Raw genomic sequence first — 24454 nt, forward strand, 5'->3', positions numbered from 1 at the left:
CTTGCGAGTCGAGTTTACCCTCCAAGCAGTAGAGCATTTCTCCAGACACAAATATCCGACTCAGGGCCAAGAAAGGGCTACCAGACTAACGCCCATCCGATGACACAGGCGACTGCCGACTGGCGAATGATGACCACCTACCTGAAAGCGCGGGCCGTCAAGCGCCGCTTTGAGTCAAAAGCCGCATTTGGACGGGCTCCCGAGCCCCACCCTACTCCATCTCGCGATTTGTAGAGGAACCAGCAAGGTTCTAAGGCGGAACAAATTACACGTACAACTCATAAGCATTCCATCTCGACGGATGCCCCAGCTGCAGGCCAGTTCCACGTCTAGGTCAACCTCAACAGACTGAAGAACGGCGGCTCAAGGCCTACCCTCCGCTTAGTCCACCTCGATGAGACCTCGCCTCACTCCCACAGCCACCGCCTCTATCCTCGTACGCACGCCCAGTTTGGACGCTGCCTTCTCGAGATAGCTATCCACCGTGCGAGCTGACAGGCCCAATATGGCTCCGATGTCGGTCGAACTCTTGCCCTGGCTGACCCAAGCGAGACATTCGAGCCTCGCGCGGGCTCAATCCGGGCGTGACCGTCCATGCGGTCTGGCTGTTCAGGTTGACGTCCATTCCTTCCCCCACCGGCTGCTGCTCCGTCCGTACACGGCGATAACGGCGATTCTCTACGCCTAAGAGTTGCGGTCAGACCGCAACTTCTCTGCGGAATAGGCCTCCATCACATGGTTGAACCCGGAGCGGCCCCCGCCTAAGGATTGGGCGTCGGGCGCCGCGAAACAGGCGCGGAGCTGGAGCCGGGGGCCCTTCGGGCAGGGCGGCGCTCCGTTGGCAGATAGCGGGCCTCGTTCCGCGAGGATTCCAACGCCCGACCCCCTCGCCTTGCGTCCGGATTCGGTTTGATTCATGCTCGGGCGTCGGCCCTGGCGCCGACAGGGGCTTGGAATCCCCTTTGCGGACTCGAATTTGGAAAGCGCAATTGCTGCGTGAGCTGTCGTCGTACCTGGCGCAGGCTGTGTCCTGCGTCCGGATGATCATGGCTGACCAAGACCCACGGGATTCCCGGCCCGCCCTGGAGGCGGGAGATCGACGTGAGCGACGTCAAGGAATTGAAAGCGGATGCGCTGGAGGGCCTGAACGCCCTCTATCGCCAGTATGCACGTTGGCTTGACGGCAGGCTGCGGGCCCACGTCGACCCGGATCAGGCCGCAGACGTGGTTCAGGAAACCTACATCCGCGCCGCCCCCTATTCGGCAGGCCTCATCCGGCATCCCCGGGCCTTCCTTCTGCGGATCGCCATGAACGTGGTCCGGGACGAGAGCCGCCGACGCAAACGACGGGGAACGACAGAGACCTTTACGGAAGCCGCCGACCCGGGCGAGGCGGCCGACCAAGTCGAAGCGCTGATGATGAAGCAGGCGGTTCTGACCATGCCCGCCCTCTACCGTGAAGTTTTCGTCCTGAGCCGTTTTGCCGGTATGAGCTATCCTGAGATCGCCGCCGCCCGCGGGTTGAGCGTCAAGGCGGTGGAGTGGCGTATGTCTAAGGCGTTGCAGCACTGCGTCGAGCAACTGGACGGATAGGCGGGATGACGATCGATAAGGACCGGGACGCCCGGCGGCACGAAGCCGCGACATGGTTCGCCCGTCTCGGTCAGAAGCGGGTGTCGACGACCGATATCCACGACTTCTTCGAATGGCGGAAAGACCCGGACAATGCCCGCGCCTACGAGCGCGTCGAGAAGGCCTGGGACACGAGTCGGACGCTTGCCGAGGATCCCGACATCGCCGCCCTGACGGCGGAAGCCCTGGGCCAGGCCCCGCCGAGGGTGCGGGCCCGCCAAATGGTGTCGCGCCTGTGGAAGCCGATCGCGGCGAGCGCCATGGCGCTCGCCGCCCTAGGGCTGGTCTCGGTCTGGACCCTGAACCGGCCGCAGGCCTACGCCACCGGCGTCGGCGAGCAGCGTACCCTGCGTCTGGCCGACGGATCCCAGGTCGTCCTCGATACCAACAGCCGGGTGGAGGTCCGCCTGCGCTCAGACCGCCGATCCGTGATACTGATCTCCGGCCAGGCCTTCTTCGACGTTGAGGGCGACCCGGCCCGCCCCTTCATCGTCGCCGCCGGCGACACCACCGTCACCGCCGTCGGCACGAGGTTCGATGTCCGGAAGCTGGGCCAGGGCGCGAAGGTCACCCTGATCGAGGGCCGCGTCGACGTAGGGACCTCCGGCATGTCCAAGCCCGCCTGGTCCTTGACGCCGGGCCAGCAGGTCGTCACCGCCCGAAGAAGTCCGCAGGTCCAGTCGGTCGACGCGGCCCGTGAAACAAGCTGGACCACGGGACGGCTGATCTTCGCCGCGACGCCGATCCAGGAGGCGATCGCTGAGGTCAGCCGGTACAGCGACCGTCGGATCGAACTGAAAGACGCGGGCATCGCGCAGATTCCCGTCAGCGGCGCCTTCGACACAGGCGACACCGACGCCTTCATCGCGGCGCTTTCTGACCTCTACGGCGTCACAGCATCCACGGGCGCCGACGGCGCCATCATTCTTGAGGCGCCGATAACCTGAGGAAAATAATCTTTAGGCGGAGTTAGGGGGCCCGCGCCTTCCCGGCGTCTCTGCCCGTCCCGCACCACGCGGGGGAGCAAACGGGGAAGATCATGCGTATCGGATTGGGGACGACGACAGCACTATCAACCGCCCTTTTAGCCTGCGTCGCGCCGGCCTGGGCCCAGGGCGCGGACGCCGTGAGGCGGTATGATGCGCCCGCCGGCCCTCTCGCCCGGACCCTGAGCGTCTTCGTCGAGCAGAGCCGCCTCCAGATTCTCTATCCTGCCGCCCTTGTGGAGGGCCGCACCTCTCCCGGCCTGCAGGGCGACTATAGCGCAGAAGCGGGGCTGGCTGCGCTGCTGCGCGACACCGGGCTGGCGTTCCGCCGGACCCGCCCCAACGTCTACGTGCTTTACGATCCGAACGCGCGCGCCGGGCTGACCGACGACGAACTGACCGTGGTGGACGACGTCGTCGTTACGGGCAGTCTGATCCGGGGTGTCGGCGACGGCCCCTCGCCCGTGGTCAGCATCGACCGGGGCCAGATGGACCGCGAGGGCCGGGCCACCGTGGCCCAGCTGCTCGCCGCGCTGCCGCAGAACTTCGGCGGAACCGCCAATGAGGGCGCCCTTAACAACGGCGCCGATCGCTCGGGGACCAACTCGACCTACGCCAACGGCGTCAATCTTCGCGGTCTGGGCAGCGACGCCACGCTTGTACTCATCAACGGCCGCCGCATGGCGGGCACGGGCTCCAAGGGCGATTTCGCCGACGTCTCCTCCATTCCGACGGCCGCGATCAGGCGGGTCGACGTCCTTCTCGACGGCGCCTCGGCCCTCTATGGCGCCGACGCCGTGGGCGGCGTGGTCAACATCATCCTGCGGGACGACTACGACGGCGCGGAAACGCGGATCCGGGTCGGGAACACCAGCGACGGGGTCAGTGGGGAATACCAGTTCGGCCAGACCTTCGGCCGTCGCTGGAGCAGCGGCAACGCCCTGCTCACCTATGAATACAATGATCGCGAGGCCCTCTCCGGAACGGAGAGGCGGCTGGCGAGCGACTCCGATCTCCGATGGCGCGGCGGGACTGATCGCCGTCAATTCTACAGCAATCCGGGAAACATCGTCGTCTTCGATCCGGCGTCAGGCGGCTATATTCCGGCCTGGGCCATACCACCGGGTCAATCAGGCGTCGGCCTTCAGCCCGACGACTTCCTGCCCGGGCAGGTCAATCTCGAAAACCTGCGCGCCGGCATCAACGTCCTGCCGCGGCAGACCCGGCACAGCGGCTACGCCCTCTGGCGCCAGGGCCTCGGCGATCGGCTCGAGGTCACAGCCGACGCCCGGTACGGCAAGCGCAACTATGAAACCCACTCCTTTCCGATCAGCGCCCTGCTGACGGTGACCGACGCAAACCCCTTTTTCGTCTCGCCGACGGGAGCCCGCTCCCATACCATAGCCTATTCCTTCCAGGGTCAGATTGCTCCGCCGCGCGTCTTCGGCGAGGTCGAGAGCCTGGGCGCCAGCCTGGGCGGCGCCTTCGACCTGTCCCACGACTGGCGGATCGACGCCTATGTCGCCTACGCCTCGGAGGAGAGCCGGACCGGCTCTTCCGGAGCGCTTCAGTCCACCTATCTGCGCGAAGCGCTCGGGGCGATCGCCGACAATCCCGCCACGTCTTTCAGTCCTTTGCGGGACGGATACCTGAACCCCTTCGGCGACGAGGCGGTGAATACGGCCGCCGTCCTCGACTTCATCAGTTCGGGCTACTCGCGCGCCTACAGCCGGACAGGCGTCGCATCGGCCACTTTCCAGGTTTCCGGCGCTCTCCTGGAGCTTCCGGGCGGGCCGCTCCGGCTGGCGACGGGCCTTTCCTTCCGCGAGGAGACCTTCAAACGGCAGTCGACCGGCTTCAGCAGCGGTCTCGCCCCTACCGTCGGCGCCGCTGTCAGGACGGAAAGACAGGTGGCGGCGGCCTTCGGCGAGGTTCGCCTCCCTGTCTTCGGCGCCAACAACCGTCGTGCTGGCTTTGAACGGCTAGAGCCTCTCGCTCGCAGCCCGGTTAGAGGACTATGCCGACGTCGGCCAGACCACCAGCCCCAAGATCGGGATCGTCTGGGATCCTGTCGATGCTCTGCGCCTCAAGGCCAACTACGGCCGCTCGTTCAGGGCTCCGGCGCTGCGCGAGGTCAATGACGCACCAAGCGCCAGTCCCTCGATCCTTCCGCGCGGCTCGCAGCAGATCCTGTCCATGATCCTCTACGGCGGCAACCCTGACCTTCAGCCGGAAGAGGCCGACACCTGGACCCTCGGCTTCGAAATCCGTCCGCACCTTGTTCCCGGACTGCGTCTCGGCGTGAACGGCTTCAGGACCGATTTCGAAAACCGGATCGGCCAGCCTGCCCTAGAAAGTATCATGACGGTGTTGAGCGATCCTTCTCTCGCACCTTTCGTCAGAACCCTGAACCCCGCCGACAGCGAGGATCTCGCTGCTATCCAGGCCATCCTCGATCTGCCCACGACCGGGTTGCGCGACCAATTTCCGGCCTCATCCTATGGGACCATCGTCGACGCCCGCTACGTCAATACGGCCAGCGTCCAGATTCAAGGCGCCGACCTTAATATCGACTACGGCTTCAGCCGGGGAGCGGATGCTTTCGATCTCGGCCTGAACCTGACGTGGCTCGAACGGTTCGACGCGCAGCCGACCCCGACCTCCGCCGCAGTCTCCCAGCTAGACCGGCCCAACTTTCCAGTCGGTCTGCGCGGACGCGGCTCAACCTCATGGTCGCGCGGCCCCTGGTCCGTCTCGTCCTCGGTTAATTTCGTCAATTCTATCGGGACCTGATCGGGAAGCGGATCGGCTCGTGGACGACCGCCGACCTCGCGGTCCGCTTCACGCCCGACCATGGTCCGCTAGCCGGAACGGGTCTCACCTTTACGGTGCAGAACCTGTTCGACCGCGATCCGCCCTTCTATGACGCACCGGAGGGCGTGGCCTATGACGCCGCCAACGCCAATGTGATGGGGCGCTTCGTCTCTTTGCAACTGACGAAGGCCTGGTGATGCGGCGCTCCCTTCTCGCGCTAGCCTTGGCGACCACGACGGCATGGCCGGTCGCGGCCCAGACGCCCCGCCCCTTCTCGATCGATGATCTGCTTGGTCACGAGGACATCGGAACGACCCGCATCAGTCCCGATGGGGAATGGGTCGCGATCGAGCATCGGCGCCCCTATGACCAAGCCGGGTCCTATGATCTGTCAACCATGGTCAGCGCCATGTTGACCGATCTGGAGATTCATCGCGTCGCACAGGATCAGGCGCCGATCCGCCTCGCCTCGCCCAGCCACGAGGCCGGCCACCTGTCGGGCCCCTTCTCGCCCGACGGCGCCCGCATGGTCGTGTTTCGCGTGACAGCCGACGATCTTCAGCTCGGCGTGCTTACACTCGCCACCGGCGAAATCCTCTGGACGCCGTTCACTCCGGAGATGATCCAGTTCGGCCAAACTGTCGCCTGGCGATCTCCCACTGAACTAGTCTTCATCGCCCGACCGCGTCACGATCCGCCTGTCGCCATGCGGGTCGGGTTCAAGGTCCAGAAACGCGTGGAGCAGTTGTGGCGCACGGCCGCCAGCGGTCATGGCGCCAGCGCCGTCTACATCCCGAGCGGCGAGACCCGGCAGTCCCGAACCCAGGCCGAGCCCTCCACCCTTGTCGTCCTGGACATCCTCGCCAGGACGCCGCGAATGCTGGCCCGCGGGGAGTGGTTTGATCTCAGGCTCTCACCTGACGGCCGCCACGCTGCACTTCTGGAAGACGCCGAAGATCTTCAACCCCGACCGGATCGCCCGGTCCGGGTCGGCGACCCTATCCGCCGGGGACGTCTGAGCCTCGTAGCGCTCGACAGCGGCGTCGTGCGCGCTCCACTGCCCGACCAGGATCTGGCCATGTACCTCATGACCTGGTCGCCCGCGTCCGACGCCTTCATCGTCTTCGGCCGTCCCCTTGGCGGCGACTTCGACAAGGACGGGCGGTTCTGGACTGTATCGTCGAATGGACGCGCCAGGGCGCTTGATCTGGGGCCTCTAACCACCTGGGTTCAGCGCACCTGGGACGGCGTCGCCATTCCTCTTGCAAGTTGGGACGGCCGCCGGCCGATTGTTCAGGCCCGGACCGCTGACGGCGCCCGGGTCTGGGCCAGTCCCGGTTCAGCCTCTTCTGACCTTATTCCTGTCCGGGAGCCCTCGGAACGGATTGTTGAGCTTAATAGACGCGCCGCCATCCAGCGCGCTGACGGCGTCTATGGATTCACGCCGGACAGCCCGCTGCTCGCGCGCGGGCAGCTTCGCGACCAGGGGCAGATCGCCGATATGGGCAATCCAGTGCGGTGGAACCCTTCGCCCCGGGATATGGGAGCGCGCACCCTGGTCGATCAGGCCTGTCTGTCACGCCTTAACGGGACGCCAGCCTGTCTCTCGCCTATGGAGCCCGACGAGGTTGTTCTCGCGGCCAGTCCGGACGCTGACTTCCTTGTCACCCGCCAGACGAAACAGGGCGAAAGCGAGGTTCGCCTTAGATCGGCAGAGGGGATTAAGACTCTTATCGCGCTCAATAAGGGATGGTCCGACATCGACTGGGGGCGCATCGTGCCCGTGCCTCACCCGGGTCCGGCGGGCGAACCTTTGACAAGCTGGCTTCTCCTTCCTCCCGGCGCAGCCCCCGACGCCCGTCTGCCCGTCGTGGTCGAGGTCTATCCTGGGACGGCCCCCGTTCCGCGCCGTCGGCGCTCCTTCCCGGAGGAACCCGGTTGCAGAACAATCCAGCCGTGATCGCGGCTGCGGGCTACGCCGTCCTCGTCGTTAGCCTCCCGCTCGCGCCGGGCGAAAGCCGCCCGGCCGCGGGGATCGCAGAGCGAATACTCGTTGCGGTCGACGCCGCCGGCGATCTCGGGCTGGTCGATCCTGGGAGGGTCGCCCTGATCGGTCACAGCTTCGGCGGCTACGGCGTTCTCAGCGCTGTGGCCCAGAGCGATCGGTTCAGCGCGGTCATCGCCTCAAATGGCTATCCGGATCTGAGCTTGTCCATGCAACTGCCGCCGTTCTACCGGGTCGCGCCCGAGGAAGGCGTGCCCATTGGGCGCATGGTTGGATGGGGCGAGACGGGACAAGCATCGATCGGCGATTTCGCAGCTGCGCCGGCGGCTTACGTCGAAACCAGCCCTCTTTATCAGGCCGAGGCCATTCGCACTCCGGCCCTGCTGATCGAGTCCGACCTCGACACTCAGCGCATGAGCACCCTCTTCAGCGCCCTCTACCGTCGCAATCGGGAAGCGGGGCTTTTGACCTATTTCGGCGAGGGACATACCTACGCCAGTCCAGGCAACCTAAGGGACCTGCACGCCCGCATCATCGACTGGCTGGCGCGCTATCTCGGTCCGCCGACGCCGCTCGATCCGATCACTCCAATGTCGGGCCCAGGACTCGAGCACTCCGAGCACAAGCGGACGATTGCCGTCAGCGCTCCACATCAGCCGATGAGGTGACAGGTCGCGTTCAAGTCTAACCGGATCGAGCAGCCGGTGCTCTGTCATGCGCCCCTCCATCAGGAAGGGACGGAGCGCCGGCAGGCTCGCCAACACGACGTGGCCGTAAAAGACGCTCAGGTCGCCCTTGTCCCGCCGTTCGGTGATCAGGGCGGGCAAGCGATCTGCGAAGGCGAGACGCGCCAGCCCGCGATCTCGCACGCCCGCCAGGAGTTGGTCGGCGGGCACGGCCAGAGCATGCTCCATGACCGGCTGGCTAAGCAGGGGATGGACGAGGTTGGCTGTCCTCGCGCGCCGGCAGTCCCCCCAGAACAGCTGGCAGTTGGCCAGACGAAGCACCTGCCCCCGCTTAGCGGGCGGCAGGTCTTCGCAGTCTTCCAGCCAGGGATGACGCCGTGCGCCCGAGGGACGGACGCGCCCACCGCCCAGAGCCAATGCCGCGACGGTCCAAGCGGAATGACGCGTCCAGCGACCAACCTCGGCCCAGTAGCTAGGCTCGAACCCCTGCCATCCCCTCCGCCTGCGTCGGTCGACGACCACCTGAGGGTCCGGAGCCTGAAAGAAAACCGCGTCGCCGCCCTGACCGGTCAACAATCCCGTCGCGTTCGCCACCGCCAACCGGTTCGCCATCTCCTCGTCATAGGCCGCATCAACCCCGTGCAGCGCAGGACGCACGCCCCAACCCAGAGGCGCGAGCAGCCCAGGCGTGATCGGCGCCACCGGCTTTCGAACCACCTCGAGGAGAGTCTGCTCATTCGCGCGCTGGCCAGAGCATAGGGGCGCTCGTCGCCCTCGGCCCAATCTCCATAATAGTTGACGAAGCGGGCACGGTCGGACCGGCCGGAGGCGGCGAGGCTGCTCGATACAATCGCAGAATCCAATCCGCCGGAAATTTCGCCGACCAGCCTTGCATGGTCATCCGTTTCCGCCGCAACGGCTTCATCCACCACACTTCGAAGCGCGGTGGGTGAAGGATCGACGTCACGCGTTCGCCAGATGTCGGCCGGTCGCCAGACGGGATAGCGGGCGACCGTGCGGCCCATGAGTGCATATTCTCCCGGCGCAACCCCGGTCAGGCCTTTCAAGGGCGGCTGATCACTCGCCAGACCCGGCTGCTCGGCGATCTCTTCCAGGCGGTCCCAATCGATCGCCAAGACCGCTGGCATCATGACATCCGCCTCTGGCGGAGGCTGATCAGACGCCAGCCACAATCCGCCACACTTCCAAGTCAGGCAGTCGACGGCTCCGCTCGGATCCCGCAACACCGCGAGGTCACCGGCGTCGGTCCGCCAGGCCAGCACATATCTCCCCCAGCCGCCGGCCACGGTCGCTCGGGCGAGTTCGTCCGGGCTGCGGCTCCTGCCGATCAGGGCCGAAAGGGCTTGGCCGTGCGGACGATAGGTTCCGATCAGGATGCAGCGACGATGAACAAGCCGGATCCTGGGCGGACGCCGGGGCCCGACGAAGACTTCCAGATCGTCAACCACCAGCACAGAGCGCCATCCAGCGCGCTCCAGGCCGCGACGCCCGGCCTCCAGGACAGCAAGACCCGCCGGGTCCAGGCCATCGCGCTGAATGACCATATAGCCGTGCTCGGAGGGCGTCATCTGCTGTAGATCGGCGTGTAGGCGGTCAGGCGTTCGACATCGTCGTTCAGACAGAGGTCGTCCAGTTGGACCCAGCAGTGAGCCATGAAGGGCCAGAGTCGCACACCAAAGACCCAGTCGGCCTCCAGCCCCCGTTGGTTCAGAAATCGCATCAGGAGGGCCGATCGCACCAGGCATTCGCCCTCAATCGGTAGCCAGGGCGCCATCTGCCAGAAGGCCCGCGCCGCCTCTGCGACACGGGCAGGCGTCCGGTCGCCGGCCGGCCCGTCTGCGAGCGCGAGATAGCTGGCCACCCCCGCCCCTTTCCGGATCGCGCGGACCGCCAGCGCCGCCCGCAGCGCCGCCAGCCACGTGGCGATGGCGGGCGGTTGTTCAGGCCGCTGATAGATGACCGTCTCCGATGGGCGCTGGGGAAGAGGCCGCCGCTCGGGGGCCGGTCCGGTCGTCACGAGGCCAGCCTCGTCAAGAGTGGCGATCAACTCGGCGCTCTGGATCCCACCATCTCCGTCCGCCACCGCCCCCGGCAAGCAGAGGTATTCATCCCGCATCAAATCCAGAATGATCAGGGCGTCGTCGACCGCCACAGCATGGACATCAGGTCTGAACACAGCCGTCATCTCTCATCTCCCTTCGGCCGTGAGGACGCCGCTAGAAAAGCGACGCCCTCAGCCGTTTTAGCGGGTCGCGCCGTTCATCTCCCAGCGCTGGACCGGGATCAGTTCGAACTGACCGCGGGGAGAATCCGCCCGGGTTTGTTGCTCGGCTCCACCAAGCCGTACGATGTCAGCGCGGGCGCCGAGGTCGTCGTAGCGGTAGATGGGGGTGAGTTCAGCTTTCTGGATGCCGACCTCGGCGCGGGTATGGACGGAGGCCGATCCGAGGCGGATCAGGCCGGACAGGGTCTTCAACATGACAGTACCTCCTGGGACCGACGCGGAATGCGCCGGTATCTCGAGAAAGCACCCGCCCCTGCCTATTTGACAGCTATATTTAAACTATACTTTCGCCTGACCGGCGGACGGCTGCGGAGATGCTGGCGACCGTCTCCATCCGTCCTTCATGATACCGGATGACCTCCTCCCTGAAGCCGGTCAGTTCCTCGTTCCCGGAAAGGGCCTCGAGGCGCTCGACCTCGCCCAGTGTCACCGGAGCCACCGTCATCTCGACCGCACGAACCGGACGAAGGCGGACTGACGCCAGGCGCTGGGCGCGGATCAGGACCCTGTTGCCGGATCGCCCCGCCGCTCCGGCGAACACCCGTTCGAGACGATCAAGGAGCGAGGCTTCCTTCTGCTCTACAGCCAGCCCGCCCGCAGCGACTGGCGCATCAATCGCCCAGAGAATAAGGCGTTGATGATAGTCGTAGAGCCTCGACGATATCGCTCGCAGCCAGTCGCGGTGCGAAATAGCCCCGTCCGGGCCAGTGCTCGATCACCCCTTCCCCGGCCAGCCTGGCCAGCGCTTCCCGGACGGGCGTTGGGCTCAGGCCGAGTTCGCGGGCCAGGGTCGTGACCACCATGGGCATGCCCGCCCCGAAACGGCCCTCCCCACGAATCCCGAGAGGGCCGAAAGGGCCATGTGATAGGGATCATGCAGTCTCATCTCCCACTCTCCCGTCGCACCCAAGACATGCGAGACGACACGGCCAATAACCGCAGGTTATTTTCGTCATCGCGCAAGTTTCCGGCACCCGTTTATTTCCTGACTTTCATTTGAGTCAGCACTGGCCCATTTTTCAACCTGCAGGGGTGCTGGGGTTCAGTCCGCACACCTCGTCAGCAGGGAGAAATGCGGACGATGGGCCCGGAGAAACGCCAATCCCAGAGCGCGACGCTTTCGGCGTCGCTCCGCCTCATCCGTACGCACCGCCGGATGCGCACCATCGACGTGGCGGACGCCATGGGGATGCGTCTGCGGACCTATGAATTGTTCGAGGCCGGCAAGGGCAAGGTCCATCACGAACGCATCCATCGCTTCGCCCGGGTCACGGATTCCGATCCCTACGCCATCTTCACCGCCATGGCGCTCGGCTCGCCGGAGTTCGCCCTGAGGGCGGCCGACAACAAGCTCGTCGAGATCCTGGTGGTCGCCCTGCACGCCCTCGACGACGACATGGGGGACGGGATCGCCGAACTGGACGGCCGCACCATCATCAATACGGTGACCCGCGCCTTCCGCGAACTGGCCATGCAGGCTGTCCGTCGCGACGAGGCTGCGCGGATATGGCTGCAGCAGAGGCTTGAGAAGCTGGTTCCGCCGGACATGAGCGACGAGGACGAACCTCCCGCCGACCAGGCTCCGTAAATCCAACGCCGGGAAGTTGCGGGCTGGCCGCAGGGCGAAAGGCGGGCTGTGCTGGCCTCATGCGCCCGACGTCGTCTCTCCCTGCTCCGGTCGACGCCCTGACGGATCGTCAGCGCCAGTGCCTGACCCTGGCCTCCGAGGGTCTGACATCGAGCCGGATCGCCGCGACCCTGGGCCTCTCGCCTCGCACGGTCGACGAACATCTGGCGGACGCCTGCCGCCTGTTCGGAGTGAGAACCCGCATCCAGGCGGTGGCGCGGCTCGCCGCCGCCTCGCCGGCCCCCGTCATCGCCCCACCGTAGACCTGCGACAGGGAGGCGCCGGGTCGATGCCCGGCCCGCGGCAAGGCTGAATGAGGCTCCACAACCCGGAGCCCCGCCTTGCTGGATCTCGCCGCCATCCTCATCCTGGCCCAGACCTGCGCTCCACAGAGCGCGCCGGAGACCCTGGCCGCCGTGGCCTGGGCCGAAAGCCGGTTCGATCCCCTGGCCATCGGCGTCAATCGCGGTCCGCGCCCAGCGCGACGCGCCAGGGACGCCGCCGACGCCGCCCGGATCGCGCGCGGCCTGCTCGACCGCGGCGCCAACCTCGATCTCGGCCTGGCCCAGATCAACAGCGACAATCTAGAGTGGCTCGGCCTGAGCCCCGAAGCCGTCTTCGATCCCTGCCGCAACCTCGCCGCCGCGGACCACGTCCTGCGCGCCGGCTATCGGCCGCGAGCGGACGAGACGCCGCAGCAGAGCCTGAGGGTCGCCCTGTCGCGATACAATACGGGTCATCCGGAGCGCGGCTTTCGCAACGGCTATGTCGCCCGGGTCGAGGCCGCCGCCGGAACGCTCGGCCTGGCTCCAGTCCCGCGCGCCTCTCACCCTCAGGCGCCCGTCGCCGCATCGGAGAGCCCTGTCGAACAGAGTCCCCTCGCCGGCTGGGACGTCTTCGGACGGGCGCAGGCGAGCGCGCGCTTGGTCTTCGCTTCCACCGGAAACGCCTCGGGAGGTCAGAAATGATCCGACAGTCTTCCAGGACGCAGCGCCTCTTCGCCGCTGCCCTGATCGCCGGCGCCTCCAGCCTTCTGCTGGTCCAGCCCGCCTTCGCCTCGGCCAATATTGAAGGCCTGCTCCAGAACGTCGTCGACATGCTCACCGGCAACACCGCCCGGCTGTTGGCGGTCCTGGCCGTGGTGGTGGTCGGCATCCTCTGGATGTTCGGCCTGTTTGATCTCCGGCGGGCGGCCATCGTCGTGCTCGGGATCATCGTGGTCTTCGGCGCGGCCGAGATCGTCAACCTCATCACGGGCGGCGCCTGATGAGCCCCGCCCTTCTCTCCTCGGGGCGGTCGGGACCGCCTTCGCCCTCGGCCTGGCGCTCGGACGCCGGCTGATCTCTCCCCTGCGTTGCGCCCAGATCGTCGGCGGTCTGGGGAGCGGTCTGGTCATTGTTCTGGCCGCGGTCCGTCTTCTTGCCGGAGGCGATCATGGCTGAGGAAGGCCTGGCCGAGGACCCGCTCTTCCTGGCCTGCACCCGGCCGGCCATGGTCATGGGCGTTCCCATGGAGGCCATGGGGGTCAATGTCATCCTCTCCGGACTGGTCTTCCTTATCGGGGGCAGCCTCCTCTACCTGCTGGTCGCCCCCGCCCTGCACATGGTGTTTCGCGCCGTCTGCCGCGCCGACCACAACGCCTTCCGGCTGCTCTTCGTCTATGTCGACACCAAGGGGCGGGCCAGAAACAGCGCCCTGTGGGGTGGAAGCTCGCCCTCCCCCTGCCCCTGGTCCGTCGCTACCGCGCCTCGGAGCTGACCCGTGGCTGAAGGCGGGATCAGCAAGAGCCGGCTCAAGCGCGAGAACGACGCCCGATCGCACCTGCCATATGCACGCCACGTCAGCGATCATGTCGTGGCCCTCGACAGCGGCGCCCTCATGCTGGTGTTCCAGATCCAGGGCGCAAGCTTCGAGACGGCCGACGCCCGCGACCTCAACGACTGGCACCTCAAGCTGAACCAGGCCTGGCGAAACCTCGCTGACGAGCAGTTCGCGGTCTGGCACCACCTCATCCGTCGCAGGATCGAGCCTGAACCCTCCACGGGCTATCGCTCCGCCTTCGCGGCCGACTTGGGCGCCGCCTGGAACGCCCGGACGGCGGACAAGCCTCTTTGGGTCAACGAACTCTTCGTCACCCTGGTCCTGCATCCGGGCCGCGCGCCGTCAAACAAGACAGCCGCCCTGATACGGCGTCTGGGCAAGGCGCGAGGCGAAGACCTCGAACCCGCCACCGTCCATTTGCGCCGGATCGAGGAAGCCGGACGCGACCTCGCCCAGTATCTGGACCGCTACGCCCCCGCCGCCTCGGGCTCTATGAGAAGAACGGCCTGTGGTTCTCCGAACCCATGGAGCTCATGGGGCTGGTTCTAACCGGACGCCGATCGCCCGCCCCTATCGTCTACGGCCACCTCGGCGGCGCCCTCTACGCCAACCGCGCCATCTTTGGCCGGGAGACCCTGGAACTGCGGGAGGTGGCTTCGGCCCGTTACGCCGGCGTCCTGGCCATCAAGGAGTATCCGGCCACGACCCGGCCCGGCCTGTGGAACGCCCTGCTCAGCGCCCGCTTCAGCTTTGTCGTCACCCAGTCCTTCGCCTTCCTCTCCAAGGCCTCTGCCCGGGCTGTGATGGAGCGCAAACAGAACCAGATGGTCTCGGCCCGCGACCGGGCCGGCTCCCAGATCGCCGGACTGTCGGAGGCCCTGGACGAACTGACGAGCAACCGCTTCGTCATGGGCGAACACCAGGCTTCGGTCCTGGTCTACGGCGATACGCCCGCGGCCCTGGCGGAGCATCTGTCCAAGACGCGCGCCATACTGGCGGATTCCGGCCTGGTCGTGGCGCGCGAAGACCTCGGTCTCGAAGCCGCCTTCTGGTCCCAGTTTCCCGGCGCTTCGCGCGGCGCACCCGCCCGGCGGCCATCACCTCGCGCAATTCGCGGCGCTCGCCCCCTTCCATTCCCATCCGGTCGGCAGGGCGGCCGGAAACCACTGGGGGCCGGCCGTGGCCGCCCTGAGGACGACCGCAGGATCGCCCTTCTATTTCAACTTCCACGTCGGCGACCTCGGCCACACTTTCATCTGCGGGCCTTCCGGTTCTGGGAAAACGGTCGTCCAGAACTTCATGCTGGCCCAGCTGGAGCGGTTCGGCGCCCAGCAAATCTTCATCGACAAGGATCGGGGCGCAGAGATCTTCGTGCGCGCCTGCGGCGGCACCTATCTGACGCTAACGAACGGCGAGCCGACCGGCTTCGCCCCGTTCAAGGCCCTGCCCCCGTCGTCTCATAACCGCGCCTTCCTGGTCCGCCTGGTCCGGGCCCTGGTCAGCCGTCCGAATGAAAGCCTGACCGTCGCCGAGACCCGGGCGATCGATCATGGCGTCGCGGCGCTGGAGGCCCTCCCCGCCAACAGAGGTCCATCATCGCCCTGAGGAGCCTGCTGGGCCAAGGCGACGCCGGGGGCGTCGGCGCCCGTCTCGAGCGCTGGCAGCGCGGGGGCCCGCTCGGCTGGGTTCTCGACAATGAGGAGGACGCCCTCAGCCTGGAGGCTCCCCTGGCCGGCTTCGACATGACCCGGGTGCTGGACCATGACGAGGTTCGGACCCCGGCCATGCTCTACCTCTTCCACCGAATCGCCGAACGGGTGGACGGTCGCCGGCTGGTCCTGGACATCGACGAGTTCTGGAAGGTCCTCGGCGATCCCGCCTTCACCGACCTGGCCCAGGACGGCCTGAAGACCTGGCGCAAGCAGAACGCACTGATGGTGTTCGGCACCCAGTCGCCCGCCGACGTCCTGCGCTCGCCCATCGCTCACGCCGTCCTGGAACAGTGCGCGACCAAGATCTTCCTGCCCAACGCCCACGCCCAGGCCCGCGACTACGTCGACGGCTTCGGCCTGAGCGAGGCCGAGTTCCGGCTGGTCCGCGACGAGCTGACGCCCGCGTCCCATTGTTTCCTGGTCAAGCAGGGTCACGACAGCCTGGTGGTCGAGCTCGACCTCAGCGGCATGGACGACGCCCTGTCGGTCCTGTCGGGCCGGACCGAAACCGTCGCCCTGCTCGACCAGATCCGCGCCGAGACGGGCGACGACTACGCCCAATGGCGCGACCTCTTCCATGCCCGAAGGAGAGTCTCATGAACGCCCGGTCGCTCGCGGCCCTGATCGGCGCCGTCCTCCTGTCCTCAGCCCCGGCCGTCCAGGCCCAGCACATCGTTCACGACCCGACCGCCTACGCCCGGCTGGTCGAGGACGCCCGCACCGCCTTGCAGCAGCTTCGCGCGCTTCAGGCCCAGGTCGAACAGGGTCAGGCCCTGTTCGACAGCCTGAACGCCATCTCCGACGTCAACGCCCTGGCGAGCGTCCTCGGTCTTCCCGAAGTCCGCAATCCGCTGCCGGACCTGAGGGCTCTGCGGGCGGCGGCTGACGGAGACCTGACGGCGCTCGGCGATCTGGCGGACCGCGCCGCCGCCATCCGCCGCGAGACCCGCCTCTACACCCCGCCCTCAGGGGACGCGGATACCTATTATCGCGACAGCCTCGAACGGTCGGGGCTCGGACGGCCCGGGATCTGGCCATCGGCGAGGCCGTCAGCCAGGCGTCCGATCAGAGACTCGAGGGCCTGGAAAGCCTGCGCCGCGCCCTGGACGCCGCCCCCAACGCCCGCGCCGTGATGGATCTCGAGGCCCGCCTCGCGGCTGAACAGGCCCTGATCCAGAACGAACAGCTCCGCCTTCAGGGTCTCGCCCTGACCCAGGCCGCGGAAGCCCGGCTCGAGGAACAACGCGCCCGCGAACAGGCCGAAGCCGCAAGGACGGCGCGACAGGCGGTCTATGAGCGCGCCTTCCGATGACCCGCCCTGTCGTCCTTCTCGCCTGCGTCCTTCTCCCGGCCTGCTCGCCACCGCCACGAGACGCCGAAGGCTTCGCACAGGCGCCGGGGAGCGCCGCTAAGGTTGTGGCGGACTGCGACGCAGGCCGGAGGACCCGCGATTGCGTCGTCGCCCGCCAGGGTCTGGCCGAGGCCCGGCGTCGCGAACGTATGGCCGCCTACGCCCAAACCTTCCGGGAGCCCTGATCATGGAATTCCGGGTCTTCGAGCCAAGCTATGACTTCATCGACGGCCGCCTGAACGAATTCCTCAGCAGCCGCCTGTCCGCGGTGATCGCCGAAGTCGAGGGCCCTCTGAGGATCGCCCTCGTCCTCTATGTGGTCCTCTACGGCTTCGCCATCCTGCGCGGCGCCATTAGCGAGCCCGTGATGGATTTCGCCGTCCGTTCGATCAAGCTCGCCCTGATCTACGCCCTGGCGACCACGACAGCCTATTCCAGCTTTGTCACCGAACCGCTCTTCACCGGCCTGCCCAATGTCCTGACCCGCGCGGTCAGCGGAGCAGAGGCGCCGAGCGTCGGCGCCGCCTTCGACCAGTTCTTCGCCCATGCGGCCTGGCTGGGCGAGGACATCGCCCGCGACGCCTCGGCCTTCAATCCGGGCCCCTACGTCATCTCGGCGGCGGTCTTCATCATCGGCGCTCTGGCCGCAGCCCTGGGCTTCGGGGTGGTCCTGGTCGCCAAGCTGGCCCTGGCCCTGCTGGTGACCCTTGGTCCGATCTTCATCGCCTGCGCCCTGTTCGACGCCACTCGCCGCTTCTTCTTCGGCTGGCTGAGCCAGGCGGTGAACTATCTCGTCCTCTTCGCCCTGATGATCGTCATCTTCCAGCTCGTTCTCTCCCTTGTGCGGGACCAGTGGGGATCGATCCAGGGCGCCGACCCGATGATCGGCGGTCTCATCTTCATCGCCCTGTGCCTGCTCGGCGCGATCTTCTTCCTGCAGACCCCGGCCATCGCCGCAGGCGTCGCCGGCGGCGCCAGCGCGGGTCTGGCTGATTTCGCCAACGCCGCCGCCCTGGGATCCGGACGCTCCGGCGCCGCCCGCGGGCCTCAGGAGGCCAGCCGCCAGCCGCCCCGGAGCGGCGGGACCATCCGACCGAATGGAGCCTGACATGTCATTTCGCATCCCGCTTCCCTTCCTCTGCCTTCTAGAGGCCTGCGTCCTCAGCGGCTGCGCCTCCCTGACCGGCCCGGACTTGCCGACCTGCGACGGAACCGCCCGACGCCCGGCCAATGCGCATGGCTCCATTCTCTCGCCTGAACCGGCCCCGACAGCGGCCGCCGCTGTCAGCGCCCAAACACCGCCGCCCGGAGGCTGCACATGACCGGCGTCCCCTCCGACGACCTGAAGCGCTACTTCGCCGAGGCGCGACGCTGGGATCAGGACCGTCTGTCCTCCGCCCTTCGCTCGCGACGCTTCGCCTGGACCGCGGCGGGCGCGACCACGCTTCTCGCCGCCGCCTCAAGCCTGGCCGTCATCGCTCTGACGCCGCTGAAGACGACCGAACCCTTCGTCATCCGCGTCGATCAGTCGACCGGTGCGCTGGACGTAGTCAGGGGCTCTCATCGGACCAGGGCCCGGCCCGCTACGACGAGGCCGTCAGCAAATACTTCCTCGCCCAATATGTGCGCGCCCGGGAGGGCTATCTCGACCCGGCCGCCGAGGACGCCTTCCGCATGGTGTCCGTCCTCTCGGCGCCCGGCGAACAGACCCGATGGTCCGAGCTTTACCGCGGCTCCAATCCTCAGAGCCCGCAGAACCTTTACGGGCCTGACGGCGAGGCCGTCGTCGCCATCCGCGCCATCGGCTTCATCAATGACGACGTCGCCAATGTCCGTTTCCGCCGCACGGTCCGACACGCCCGGCAGGTCGTGGAGAGCGACTGGATCGCCACCATAGCCTTCACCTGGACCCGCGCGCCGATGACGGAGGCCGACCGGCTGCGCAATCCCCTCGGATTCCAGGTCGTCTCCTATCGCGCCGACCCGGAGGTCATCCGATGAAAGCTCTCGCCCTATCCATCAGCCTGGGCGCCCTGACGCTCGCCGCCCCCGTCCTCGCTCAAGAAACGCCGGACGCCCGCATGCGCGAGGTCGTCTACGCCCCCGGCGAGGTCTATCGCGTGGCGGGGGCCTTTCGCACCGCGACCCAGATCGTCTTTTCGCCCGAGGAGACGATCCGGCACGCCGCCATAGGCGACAGCGTGGCCTGGGAGGTCGCCGCCGAAGGCTCGGTCCTTTTCCTCAAACCGCGCGAACGCCACCAGACCACCAATCTCCTGGTGGTCACCGACCGCGCTGGACACGCCCGTTACTACGCCTTCGAACTGGTCGCGCGCGACCCGGGCGCGCGCACCTCGGTCGCCTATCAGATCCGCTTCCTCTACCCCGACGACGATCAGGCCCGCGCGGCCGCCAGCCTGGCGAGGGCCGCCGATCTCGCGGAGGAACGCCTCGTCAGCCTCGAACTTCAGCAGGGCGCGATCCAGGGGCCGCGCAATCTCGCCTATTCGGTCCAGGGCGACAGCCGGATTCAGCCCAGCGAGGTCAGCGACAACGGCCGCTTCACCGTCCTTCGCTTCCCTGGCGCCCAGGCCTTTCCGGCCATATTCGAAGTGGCCGAGGACGGAGGCGAGCGGCTCATCCCCTATGACGTCCGTGGAGAGTTCGTGGTCATCCATGGCACCGCGCGCGGCCTGCGATTGCGCCGCGGCGCCTCGGTCCTGTGCATCTTCAACGAGGCCTGGGATCCGCGCAGCGCCGCGACCGCGAGCGGCACCGCCACTGCGACGGTCGCACGCGATCTCACGGGAGGCCGATCATGACCGCCGACCCCGCGCCGCCGCCCCACGCCGTCGACCGCCCCGACGTCCCGCCGACCGGTCAGGACCGGGGCGTCTCTCCCATTGCCGGCCGGCTCGGCGGACGCCAGGGGCGGATGATCACGCTCGCCGCCCTCGCCGCCGGCTGCGGCGTCTTCCTCTTCGCGACCTGGGACCGGGGCGACGCCCGGGATCGGAAACCACCCGCCGCCGACCAGCCGGCCCGCCAGGGCGCGCCGTTTGAACCCGCCCGTCGCCGCGAGCCCCCGCCGCCCATCGGCGACGCGGGGGATCCCCATGCGGCGCCGCTGACTGGCGAGGCTGAAGTCCTGCCGGCGATCGAGCCTTCCCACGACCGGACCAGCCCCTCGACCTCGCCGGCGGATGAAAGGCGCGCCTTGGCCGAGAGCGCCCGGCGGGCGCCCCTTCTGGCCTATAGCCGCTCCGGCCGGGCCTCCCCCGCCCCCGGCCCCGCCTCCCCCTGCCGCTGACCGACCCACGGAGCCTTACCTCGCTCGACGAGCTTCGCCGCCTCAGCCCGATCGGCGAGGCCAGGGCGGGTGTCCTTCCCGATCGCAACCTCCTGATCACCGCCGGGACCAGCCTGCCCTGCGTGCTGCAGACCGCCATGGACAGCGCCACGCCGGGCTATGTCAGCTGTCTGGTGTCCCGCGACGTCTATTCGGACAATGGGACCGTGGTCCTGATGGAGCGCGGAACGCGGGTTGTGGGCGAATACCGCGGCGGGCTCGAGACCGGTCGTCGCCGGCTCTTCGTCCTGTGGACCCGGGCTGTCACGCCGACAGGTGTGGCGGTGGCCCTCGCCTCGCCCGCGGCCGACGCTCTTGGCCGCTCCGGCTTCGACGGCGAGATCGACACCCGTTTCTGGGACCGCTTCGGCGGCGCCCTTCTGTTGTCGATCGTCGATGACGGCGTCTATGCGGCGGCTGACCGGGGGCAGGACCTCCAGTCCTCCGCACGGGTCCCGTCCGACGCCGCCGCCATCGCCTTGCAGAACTCGATCGCCATCCCGCCCACCCTGCGCAAGGGCCAGGGGTCCGAGGTCTCCATCTTCGTGGCCCAGGATCTCAATTTCGCGAACGTCTATCGCCTCCGGCCGCGCTGATGGGAGACACCGCCGTCCTGGACCATTACCTCGCTCCGCTCAGCCCCATCCTTGAACCGGAGGCGGTCACCGAAGTGGTGGTCAACCGCCCGGGCGAGGTGGGGGTGGAAGCTTCCGGCCGATGGCGCTGGCACAAGGTTCCAGCCCTGACCGAAGCCTGGCTGCATACGCTTGCGGTCGCGGCGGCGGCCTTCACCCGCCAGGACGTCGATGCCGTACATCCGATCTGCTCCACCGTCCTGCCCGGAAACGAGCGATGCCAGATCGTTCTTCCCCGCCGTCCCGGCCGACATGATCTCCCTGACGATCCGCAAGCCTTCCAGCCGCCGCATGGGGCTTGAGGACTTCGAAGCCGCAGGCCTGTTCGCGACGGCGACGGCCGTGAGCGGCCACGAGATCGACGAAACAGACTCCGCCCTGATCGCCTTGAGGCAGGGCGGGGACTGGCCCGGCTTCTTCCGGCTGGCGGTGGAGAGCCGCCGCAACATCCTCATCTCCGGAGCCACCGGTTCGGGCAAGACCACCTTCGCCAAGGGGTTGGTCGAGCTCATTCCGCTCCATGAGCGGCTGCTGACGATCGAGGATACGCGCGAACTGACGGTCCCGCATCGCAACGCCGTCCATCTCCTCTATGCCAAGGACGGCCAGGGTCTGGCCAGGACTGGTCCCAGGGCCCTGCTGGAAAGTGCCCTGCGCATGCGTCCCGACCGGATCCTGCTGCAGGAACTGCGCGACGGCGCCGCCGCCTTCTTCTTCCTTCGCACCGTCAACTCCGGGCACCCCGGCTCGATCACCACCGTACACGCGGACTCAGCGGCCCTGGCCTTCGAGCAACTCACCCTGCTGGTGCGCGAGTCCGAGGGCGGCCGCGACCTGCCGCGCGAGGACATTCGCAACCTGCTGCACCTGATGGTGGATGTGGTGGTGCAAATGAAGAAGGTCGATGGCCGCTTCCGGATGACGGAGGTCTGGCATGACCCCGCTCGCAAACGCCTCGCCCGCGGCTAGGGCGGCGGCCTGGGCCGTCGCCGGCCTCGCCCTAACCGGGATCGGCGCGGCGCTGACCCTGATCATCGCCATGGCCGGCACGGGACAACTCGCGCCGGATCTCGACTGGGTCAGGCTTCCCGCCTGGGTCTGGCGATCGCGGCATGACCCGGAGCTGTCGCGATGGCTCGGCGTCGGCGCCGGCTCGAGCGCCCTTCTGCTCATCGTCATGGCCGCGGCAAGCATCCTTTCACGCCGCCGCCCTCTTCACGGCGCCGCGCGCTGGGCGAACGGCGCGGAGATCGCCCGGGCCGGGCTTCGGGCGCGATCCGGCATCGTCGTCGGCCAGGCGAAGGGCCGCCCCCTGGTCTTCGACGGTCCCGAGCACGTCCTCCTCCACGCCCCGACCCGGACCGGCAAGGGCGTCGGCGTGGTCATTCCCAATCTCCTCACCTGGCCCGGTTCGGTCGTGGTGCTCGACGTCAAACAGGAGAACTGGGCAGCGACCGCCGGCTACCGCGCCGGCTGCGGCCAGACGGTCTGGCGCTTTGATCCGCTGGATCCGCAGGGGCGCACCGCGCGCTATAATCCGCTCGGCCACATCAACCGGCGCAATCCGGTCGAGACCCTCGACGAGCTCCAGAAGATCGCGACCATGCTCTTCCCGGCGCCAGAGCACGCCGATCCTTTCTGGAACGAGGCGGCGCGGACCGGCTTCATCGGCGTCGGCGCCTATGTGGCCGAAACGCCCGACCTGCCCTTCACCCTGGGCGAGATCTTCCGCCAGCTCACCGGCGGCGATCCCCGCCGACGCCTTCCCGCCCTGATCGAGGCCCGCGCTGGCTCCGAACGCCCCCTGTCGTCCTACTGCGTCGCCGCTCTCCTCGACTTCGCCACGGCCGGCGAGAACACCTTCGCCTCCATCAAACAGACCATCACGGCGCGCATGGCGCTCTGGCTGAACCCCTGGTCGACGCCGCGACCGCGTCCTCGGATATGGACCTGAGAAGCCTGAGAACCCGCCCGACCTCTATCTACCTCGGCGTCTCCCCCGACAATGTCGCGCGCTGCGCCCCGCTCTACAGCCTCTTCTTCCAGCAGCTCGTAGACCTGAACACCCGCCGCCTGCCGGATCGCCGGGCCGAGCCTCTGGACGTCCTGGTCCTGCTCGACGAGTTCGCCCGCCTCGGCCACGCCGGCGTCCTCGCTCGGGCCTTCGCCTATGTGGCCGGCTATGGGCTGCGCCTCCTGCCCGTCCTGCAAAGCCCCGCCCAGCTCCGGGCCATCTACGGGCCGGACGTCGCCGAGGAGATCATGTCCAACTGCGCCGTCGAGGTCGCCTTCGCGCCCAAGGAGCCTCAAGACGGCCCGGGATCTCAGCGAAAGGCTCGGCGCCTATACCTACGCCGCCCTGTCTCGCAGCCGGCCCGCCATGCTGGGCGCCGGAAGGCGCTCCATCACCCAGTCCGACCAGAGGCGCTCTTTAATGCTGCCCCAGGAGCCTCATGCAGATGAACGCCGACGCCCTCATCGTCCTGAAGGCCGGCCTGCCGCCCATTCTCGGCCGCAAGCTTCGCTTCTTCTCCCACCCCGAGCTGAAAGGCCGGCCCGTCGCGCCTCCGGACGTGCCCCCCATTCCTGCGTCGCCGGCGCCCCGGCTTTCTCCAGCGCCGCCCTCCCCGGGACCGGCCCCAGAAAACGACGACTGGAGCTTCGAGGGCCTGGTCCGTTCGCTTAAGCAGGAGGGCGCGCCCCTGCCTCCGGGCCATGGGGCCGACGAGGTCCAGGTCGCGGCCTGGGTGGACGCCCTCATCGACCATGCGGCCGCGCCGCGAGACCGCGCCGAGGGGAGAGGCTGATGGTTGGAAACAAAGCCGCAGCGCCCCCGTTCGCGACACGGAGAACGCGCTCAGCCCCGTTCCCGGCCGCGCCCCGAAGCAGGCCCCGATCTCGCGCCGCAAGGGCGACCTGCCCGAGGGGCTGGAGGCGAAATACCTCGTCGAGCACGACCGGAGAGGCAGGGTCGAACGCTTCCACCGGGACAACCGGAGCGGCGAGGCGCTTTTTCGGGATCATGGCCGGCGCCTCACCGCGCGCGAGCCCTATCCCGACGTGGTCAGGGACATGCTCCGGATCGCCGACCACCGCGGCTGGCGCGAGATCGTCGTCAGCGGCGATCAGGCCTTCCGCAGAGAGGTCTGGGTCCAGGCCCAGGCTCTCGACCTCCAGGTGCGGGGCTATCGTCCCCGGGAGATCGACCGCCAGGCGTCGGAACGAAAGACCCCGCCCCGCAAGACAGCCCGGAAGGACGAAGACCGGATCCGGGCTGAAACCCAGGCGCCGACGCGCATGGCCCAGGTCGCCATCGCCGTCAGCGCCCTCATCAAGGACCCCGCCGCCCGGGACCGCCTGATGCGGCGCGCCGTCGCCCGCGTCATCCGTCACCTCGACGCCGGCCGACGGTTCGACCGCGAGGCTGGTCAGGCGCGGATACGGGATAGGGATCGCTGAGCCATAAACATCTACATATGAACCATTATGCGACTTGAATGGCATTAATGATCATATATGAGCGATAACAGC

General features: G+C 67.6%; 30 protein-coding genes and 4 pseudogenes. 29 read left to right on the top strand and 5 right to left on the bottom strand.

Going from position 1 to position 24454, the window contains the following annotated elements; all coding sequences use genetic code 11:
- Positions 1-381: 381 nt before the first annotated feature.
- Positions 382-504 carry a hypothetical protein gene (locus V8F63_RS15555; protein ID WP_392354003.1) on the bottom strand — a complete coding sequence of 41 codons (123 nt, stop codon included), beginning with the start codon at positions 502-504 and terminating at the stop codon, positions 382-384.
- Between the two features lie 597 nt (positions 505-1101).
- On the opposite strand from V8F63_RS15555, the gene V8F63_RS15560 reads away from it, so the two are divergent.
- The 7 genes and pseudogenes from V8F63_RS15560 to V8F63_RS15590 all read left to right on the top strand — a co-directional run bounded on the left by V8F63_RS15560 (position 1102) and on the right by V8F63_RS15590 (position 8105).
- The gene (locus V8F63_RS15560) at positions 1102-1593 is read left to right on the top strand and encodes an RNA polymerase sigma factor (RefSeq protein WP_191742433.1); all 492 of its coding nucleotides are present in this window, start codon (positions 1102-1104) and stop codon (positions 1591-1593) included.
- Positions 1594-1598: 5 nt separating this feature from the next.
- Complete coding sequence (locus V8F63_RS15565) at positions 1599-2579, top strand: FecR domain-containing protein (RefSeq protein ID WP_303705218.1); 981 nt, start codon at positions 1599-1601, stop codon at positions 2577-2579.
- 92 nt (positions 2580-2671) lie between these two features.
- Positions 2672-4759, top strand: coding sequence for a TonB-dependent receptor (locus tag V8F63_RS15570; protein ID WP_392354005.1), 2088 nt, complete (start codon positions 2672-2674; stop codon positions 4757-4759).
- Positions 4665-5411 (top strand): annotated as a pseudogene (locus V8F63_RS15575) (TonB-dependent receptor); the annotation flags it as partial. The gene V8F63_RS15570 and the pseudogene V8F63_RS15575, both read left to right, overlap by 95 nt.
- 95 nt (positions 5412-5506) lie before the next feature.
- Positions 5507-5629, top strand: a complete 123-nt coding sequence (locus V8F63_RS15580; RefSeq protein ID WP_392354007.1) for a hypothetical protein — start codon at positions 5507-5509, stop codon at positions 5627-5629.
- A 329-nt stretch (positions 5630-5958) separates the two neighbouring features.
- On the top strand, positions 5959-7392 hold the full coding sequence (locus tag V8F63_RS15585; RefSeq protein ID WP_392354009.1) for a hypothetical protein: 1434 nt from the start codon (positions 5959-5961) through the stop codon (positions 7390-7392).
- A complete protein-coding gene (locus V8F63_RS15590; RefSeq protein ID WP_392354010.1) occupies positions 7371-8105 on the top strand; it encodes an alpha/beta fold hydrolase in 735 nt (244 codons plus the stop codon). The genes V8F63_RS15585 and V8F63_RS15590 overlap by 22 nt, the downstream gene beginning before the upstream one ends.
- 587 nt (positions 8106-8692) lie before the next feature.
- Here the strand turns inward: V8F63_RS15590 and V8F63_RS15595 are convergent.
- From V8F63_RS15595 to V8F63_RS15610, 4 genes are all read right to left on the bottom strand, one after another.
- Positions 8693-9688, bottom strand: a complete 996-nt coding sequence (locus V8F63_RS15595) for an asparagine synthase-related protein (RefSeq protein ID WP_392354011.1) — start codon at positions 9686-9688, stop codon at positions 8693-8695.
- Between the two features lie 20 nt (positions 9689-9708).
- Positions 9709-10329 carry a lasso peptide biosynthesis B2 protein gene (locus V8F63_RS15600; protein ID WP_303705215.1) on the bottom strand — a complete coding sequence of 207 codons (621 nt, stop codon included), beginning with the start codon at positions 10327-10329 and terminating at the stop codon, positions 9709-9711.
- A 57-nt stretch (positions 10330-10386) separates the two neighbouring features.
- Positions 10387-10623, bottom strand: coding sequence for a hypothetical protein (locus tag V8F63_RS15605; RefSeq protein ID WP_076223319.1), 237 nt, complete (start codon positions 10621-10623; stop codon positions 10387-10389).
- Between the two features lie 416 nt (positions 10624-11039).
- Positions 11040-11231 carry a GntR family transcriptional regulator gene (locus V8F63_RS15610; protein ID WP_392354013.1) on the bottom strand — a complete coding sequence of 64 codons (192 nt, stop codon included), beginning with the start codon at positions 11229-11231 and terminating at the stop codon, positions 11040-11042.
- 353 nt (positions 11232-11584) lie between these two features.
- On the opposite strand from V8F63_RS15610, the gene V8F63_RS15615 reads away from it, so the two are divergent.
- The 22 genes and pseudogenes from V8F63_RS15615 (at position 11585) to V8F63_RS15720 (ending at position 24382) form a co-directional block, all read left to right on the top strand.
- Positions 11585-12016 (top strand): XRE family transcriptional regulator, encoded by a 432-nt coding sequence (locus V8F63_RS15615; protein WP_303705213.1) that lies wholly within the window; start codon positions 11585-11587, stop codon positions 12014-12016.
- Between the two features lie 59 nt (positions 12017-12075).
- Positions 12076-12318 carry a helix-turn-helix transcriptional regulator gene (locus V8F63_RS15620; protein WP_303705212.1) on the top strand — a complete coding sequence of 81 codons (243 nt, stop codon included), beginning with the start codon at positions 12076-12078 and terminating at the stop codon, positions 12316-12318.
- 78 nt (positions 12319-12396) lie between these two features.
- Positions 12397-13023, top strand: coding sequence for a lytic transglycosylase domain-containing protein (locus V8F63_RS15625; RefSeq protein WP_392354014.1), 627 nt, complete (start codon positions 12397-12399; stop codon positions 13021-13023).
- Positions 13020-13322 carry a TrbC/VirB2 family protein gene (locus V8F63_RS15630; RefSeq protein ID WP_076223328.1) on the top strand — a complete coding sequence of 101 codons (303 nt, stop codon included), beginning with the start codon at positions 13020-13022 and terminating at the stop codon, positions 13320-13322. Before V8F63_RS15625 ends, V8F63_RS15630 begins: the two co-directional genes overlap by 4 nt.
- Before the next feature lie 167 nt (positions 13323-13489).
- The gene (locus V8F63_RS15635; protein WP_392354015.1) at positions 13490-13813 is read left to right on the top strand and encodes a type IV secretion system protein VirB3; all 324 of its coding nucleotides are present in this window, start codon (positions 13490-13492) and stop codon (positions 13811-13813) included.
- A gap of 3 nt (positions 13814-13816) precedes the next feature.
- Positions 13817-14425 (top strand): hypothetical protein, encoded by a 609-nt coding sequence (locus V8F63_RS15640; RefSeq protein WP_392354016.1) that lies wholly within the window; start codon positions 13817-13819, stop codon positions 14423-14425.
- A pseudogene (locus V8F63_RS15645) lies at positions 14410-14889 on the top strand (transporter); the annotation flags it as partial. The gene V8F63_RS15640 and the pseudogene V8F63_RS15645, both read left to right, overlap by 16 nt.
- Positions 14890-15055: 166 nt before the next feature.
- On the top strand, positions 15056-15481 hold the full coding sequence (locus tag V8F63_RS15650; protein ID WP_392354017.1) for a hypothetical protein: 426 nt from the start codon (positions 15056-15058) through the stop codon (positions 15479-15481).
- A gap of 8 nt (positions 15482-15489) precedes the next feature.
- Positions 15490-16188 carry a hypothetical protein gene (locus tag V8F63_RS15655; RefSeq protein ID WP_392355116.1) on the top strand — a complete coding sequence of 233 codons (699 nt, stop codon included), beginning with the start codon at positions 15490-15492 and terminating at the stop codon, positions 16186-16188.
- Positions 16185-16721 carry a type IV secretion system protein gene (locus tag V8F63_RS15660; protein ID WP_392354018.1) on the top strand — a complete coding sequence of 179 codons (537 nt, stop codon included), beginning with the start codon at positions 16185-16187 and terminating at the stop codon, positions 16719-16721. Before V8F63_RS15655 ends, V8F63_RS15660 begins: the two co-directional genes overlap by 4 nt.
- Entirely contained in the window at positions 16625-16900 is a 276-nt protein-coding gene (locus V8F63_RS15665; RefSeq protein ID WP_392355117.1) for a type IV secretion system protein, read from the top strand. The genes V8F63_RS15660 and V8F63_RS15665 overlap by 97 nt, the downstream gene beginning before the upstream one ends.
- A 226-nt stretch (positions 16901-17126) precedes the next feature.
- Positions 17127-18047, top strand: coding sequence for a type IV secretion system protein (locus V8F63_RS15670; RefSeq protein WP_392354019.1), 921 nt, complete (start codon positions 17127-17129; stop codon positions 18045-18047).
- A gap of 210 nt (positions 18048-18257) precedes the next feature.
- Positions 18258-18437: pseudogene (locus V8F63_RS15675) on the top strand (VirB8/TrbF family protein); the annotation flags it as partial.
- Positions 18438-18562: 125 nt separating this feature from the next.
- Complete coding sequence (locus tag V8F63_RS15680) at positions 18563-18940, top strand: type IV secretion system protein (RefSeq protein ID WP_392354020.1); 378 nt, start codon at positions 18563-18565, stop codon at positions 18938-18940.
- Entirely contained in the window at positions 18937-19761 is an 825-nt protein-coding gene (locus tag V8F63_RS15685; protein WP_392354021.1) for a TrbG/VirB9 family P-type conjugative transfer protein, read from the top strand. The genes V8F63_RS15680 and V8F63_RS15685 overlap by 4 nt, the downstream gene beginning before the upstream one ends.
- The gene (locus tag V8F63_RS15690) at positions 19758-20249 is read left to right on the top strand and encodes a hypothetical protein (RefSeq protein ID WP_392354022.1); all 492 of its coding nucleotides are present in this window, start codon (positions 19758-19760) and stop codon (positions 20247-20249) included. The genes V8F63_RS15685 and V8F63_RS15690 overlap by 4 nt, the downstream gene beginning before the upstream one ends.
- 122 nt (positions 20250-20371) lie before the next feature.
- A complete protein-coding gene (locus V8F63_RS15695; RefSeq protein ID WP_392354023.1) occupies positions 20372-20884 on the top strand; it encodes a TrbI/VirB10 family protein in 513 nt (170 codons plus the stop codon).
- The gene (locus V8F63_RS15700; RefSeq protein ID WP_392354024.1) at positions 20884-21225 is read left to right on the top strand and encodes a hypothetical protein; all 342 of its coding nucleotides are present in this window, start codon (positions 20884-20886) and stop codon (positions 21223-21225) included. The genes V8F63_RS15695 and V8F63_RS15700 overlap by 1 nt, the downstream gene beginning before the upstream one ends.
- On the top strand, positions 21176-21892 hold the full coding sequence (gene virB11, locus V8F63_RS15705) for a P-type DNA transfer ATPase VirB11 (protein ID WP_392354025.1): 717 nt from the start codon (positions 21176-21178) through the stop codon (positions 21890-21892). Before V8F63_RS15700 ends, virB11 begins: the two co-directional genes overlap by 50 nt.
- 208 nt (positions 21893-22100) lie before the next feature.
- Positions 22101-23386 (top strand): annotated as a pseudogene (locus V8F63_RS15710) (type IV secretory system conjugative DNA transfer family protein).
- A complete protein-coding gene (locus V8F63_RS15715; RefSeq protein ID WP_392354026.1) occupies positions 23377-23730 on the top strand; it encodes a hypothetical protein in 354 nt (117 codons plus the stop codon). The pseudogene V8F63_RS15710 and the gene V8F63_RS15715 overlap by 10 nt, the downstream one beginning before the upstream one ends.
- The gene (locus V8F63_RS15720) at positions 23690-24382 is read left to right on the top strand and encodes an LPD7 domain-containing protein (protein WP_392354027.1); all 693 of its coding nucleotides are present in this window, start codon (positions 23690-23692) and stop codon (positions 24380-24382) included. Before V8F63_RS15715 ends, V8F63_RS15720 begins: the two co-directional genes overlap by 41 nt.
- The last annotated feature ends 72 nt before the right edge of the window (positions 24383-24454 follow it).

Origin of the sequence: Brevundimonas sp. LF-1, assembly GCF_037055305.1 — a bacterium.
Taxonomy (GTDB): domain Bacteria; phylum Pseudomonadota; class Alphaproteobacteria; order Caulobacterales; family Caulobacteraceae; genus Brevundimonas; species Brevundimonas sanguinis.

Excerpts from the sequence above, each read along its gene's own strand:
- V8F63_RS15565 (WP_303705218.1), top strand. The coding sequence starts at position 1,599 with ATGACGATCGATAAGGACCGGGACGCCCGGCGGCACGAAGCCGCGACA.
- V8F63_RS15570 (WP_392354005.1), top strand. The coding sequence starts at position 2,672 with ATGCGTATCGGATTGGGGACGACGACAGCACTATCAACCGCCCTTTTA.
- V8F63_RS15585 (WP_392354009.1), top strand. The coding sequence starts at position 5,959 with ATGGTCGTGTTTCGCGTGACAGCCGACGATCTTCAGCTCGGCGTGCTT.
- V8F63_RS15595 (WP_392354011.1), bottom strand. The coding sequence starts at position 9,688 with ATGGTCATTCAGCGCGATGGCCTGGACCCGGCGGGTCTTGCTGTCCTG.
- V8F63_RS15600 (WP_303705215.1), bottom strand. The coding sequence starts at position 10,329 with ATGACGGCTGTGTTCAGACCTGATGTCCATGCTGTGGCGGTCGACGAC.
- V8F63_RS15605 (WP_076223319.1), bottom strand. The coding sequence starts at position 10,623 with ATGTTGAAGACCCTGTCCGGCCTGATCCGCCTCGGATCGGCCTCCGTC.
- V8F63_RS15610 (WP_392354013.1), bottom strand. The coding sequence starts at position 11,231 with ATGGTGGTCACGACCCTGGCCCGCGAACTCGGCCTGAGCCCAACGCCC.
- V8F63_RS15615 (WP_303705213.1), top strand. The coding sequence starts at position 11,585 with ATGCGCACCATCGACGTGGCGGACGCCATGGGGATGCGTCTGCGGACC.
- V8F63_RS15620 (WP_303705212.1), top strand. The coding sequence starts at position 12,076 with ATGCGCCCGACGTCGTCTCTCCCTGCTCCGGTCGACGCCCTGACGGAT.
- V8F63_RS15630 (WP_076223328.1), top strand. The coding sequence starts at position 13,020 with ATGATCCGACAGTCTTCCAGGACGCAGCGCCTCTTCGCCGCTGCCCTG.
- V8F63_RS15635 (WP_392354015.1), top strand. The coding sequence starts at position 13,490 with ATGGCTGAGGAAGGCCTGGCCGAGGACCCGCTCTTCCTGGCCTGCACC.
- V8F63_RS15660 (WP_392354018.1), top strand. The coding sequence starts at position 16,185 with ATGAACGCCCGGTCGCTCGCGGCCCTGATCGGCGCCGTCCTCCTGTCC.
- V8F63_RS15670 (WP_392354019.1), top strand. The coding sequence starts at position 17,127 with ATGGAATTCCGGGTCTTCGAGCCAAGCTATGACTTCATCGACGGCCGC.
- V8F63_RS15685 (WP_392354021.1), top strand. The coding sequence starts at position 18,937 with ATGAAAGCTCTCGCCCTATCCATCAGCCTGGGCGCCCTGACGCTCGCC.
- V8F63_RS15690 (WP_392354022.1), top strand. The coding sequence starts at position 19,758 with ATGACCGCCGACCCCGCGCCGCCGCCCCACGCCGTCGACCGCCCCGAC.
- V8F63_RS15700 (WP_392354024.1), top strand. The coding sequence starts at position 20,884 with ATGGGAGACACCGCCGTCCTGGACCATTACCTCGCTCCGCTCAGCCCC.
- virB11 (WP_392354025.1), top strand. The coding sequence starts at position 21,176 with ATGATCTCCCTGACGATCCGCAAGCCTTCCAGCCGCCGCATGGGGCTT.
- V8F63_RS15715 (WP_392354026.1), top strand. The coding sequence starts at position 23,377 with ATGCAGATGAACGCCGACGCCCTCATCGTCCTGAAGGCCGGCCTGCCG.
- V8F63_RS15720 (WP_392354027.1), top strand. The coding sequence starts at position 23,690 with ATGCGGCCGCGCCGCGAGACCGCGCCGAGGGGAGAGGCTGATGGTTGG.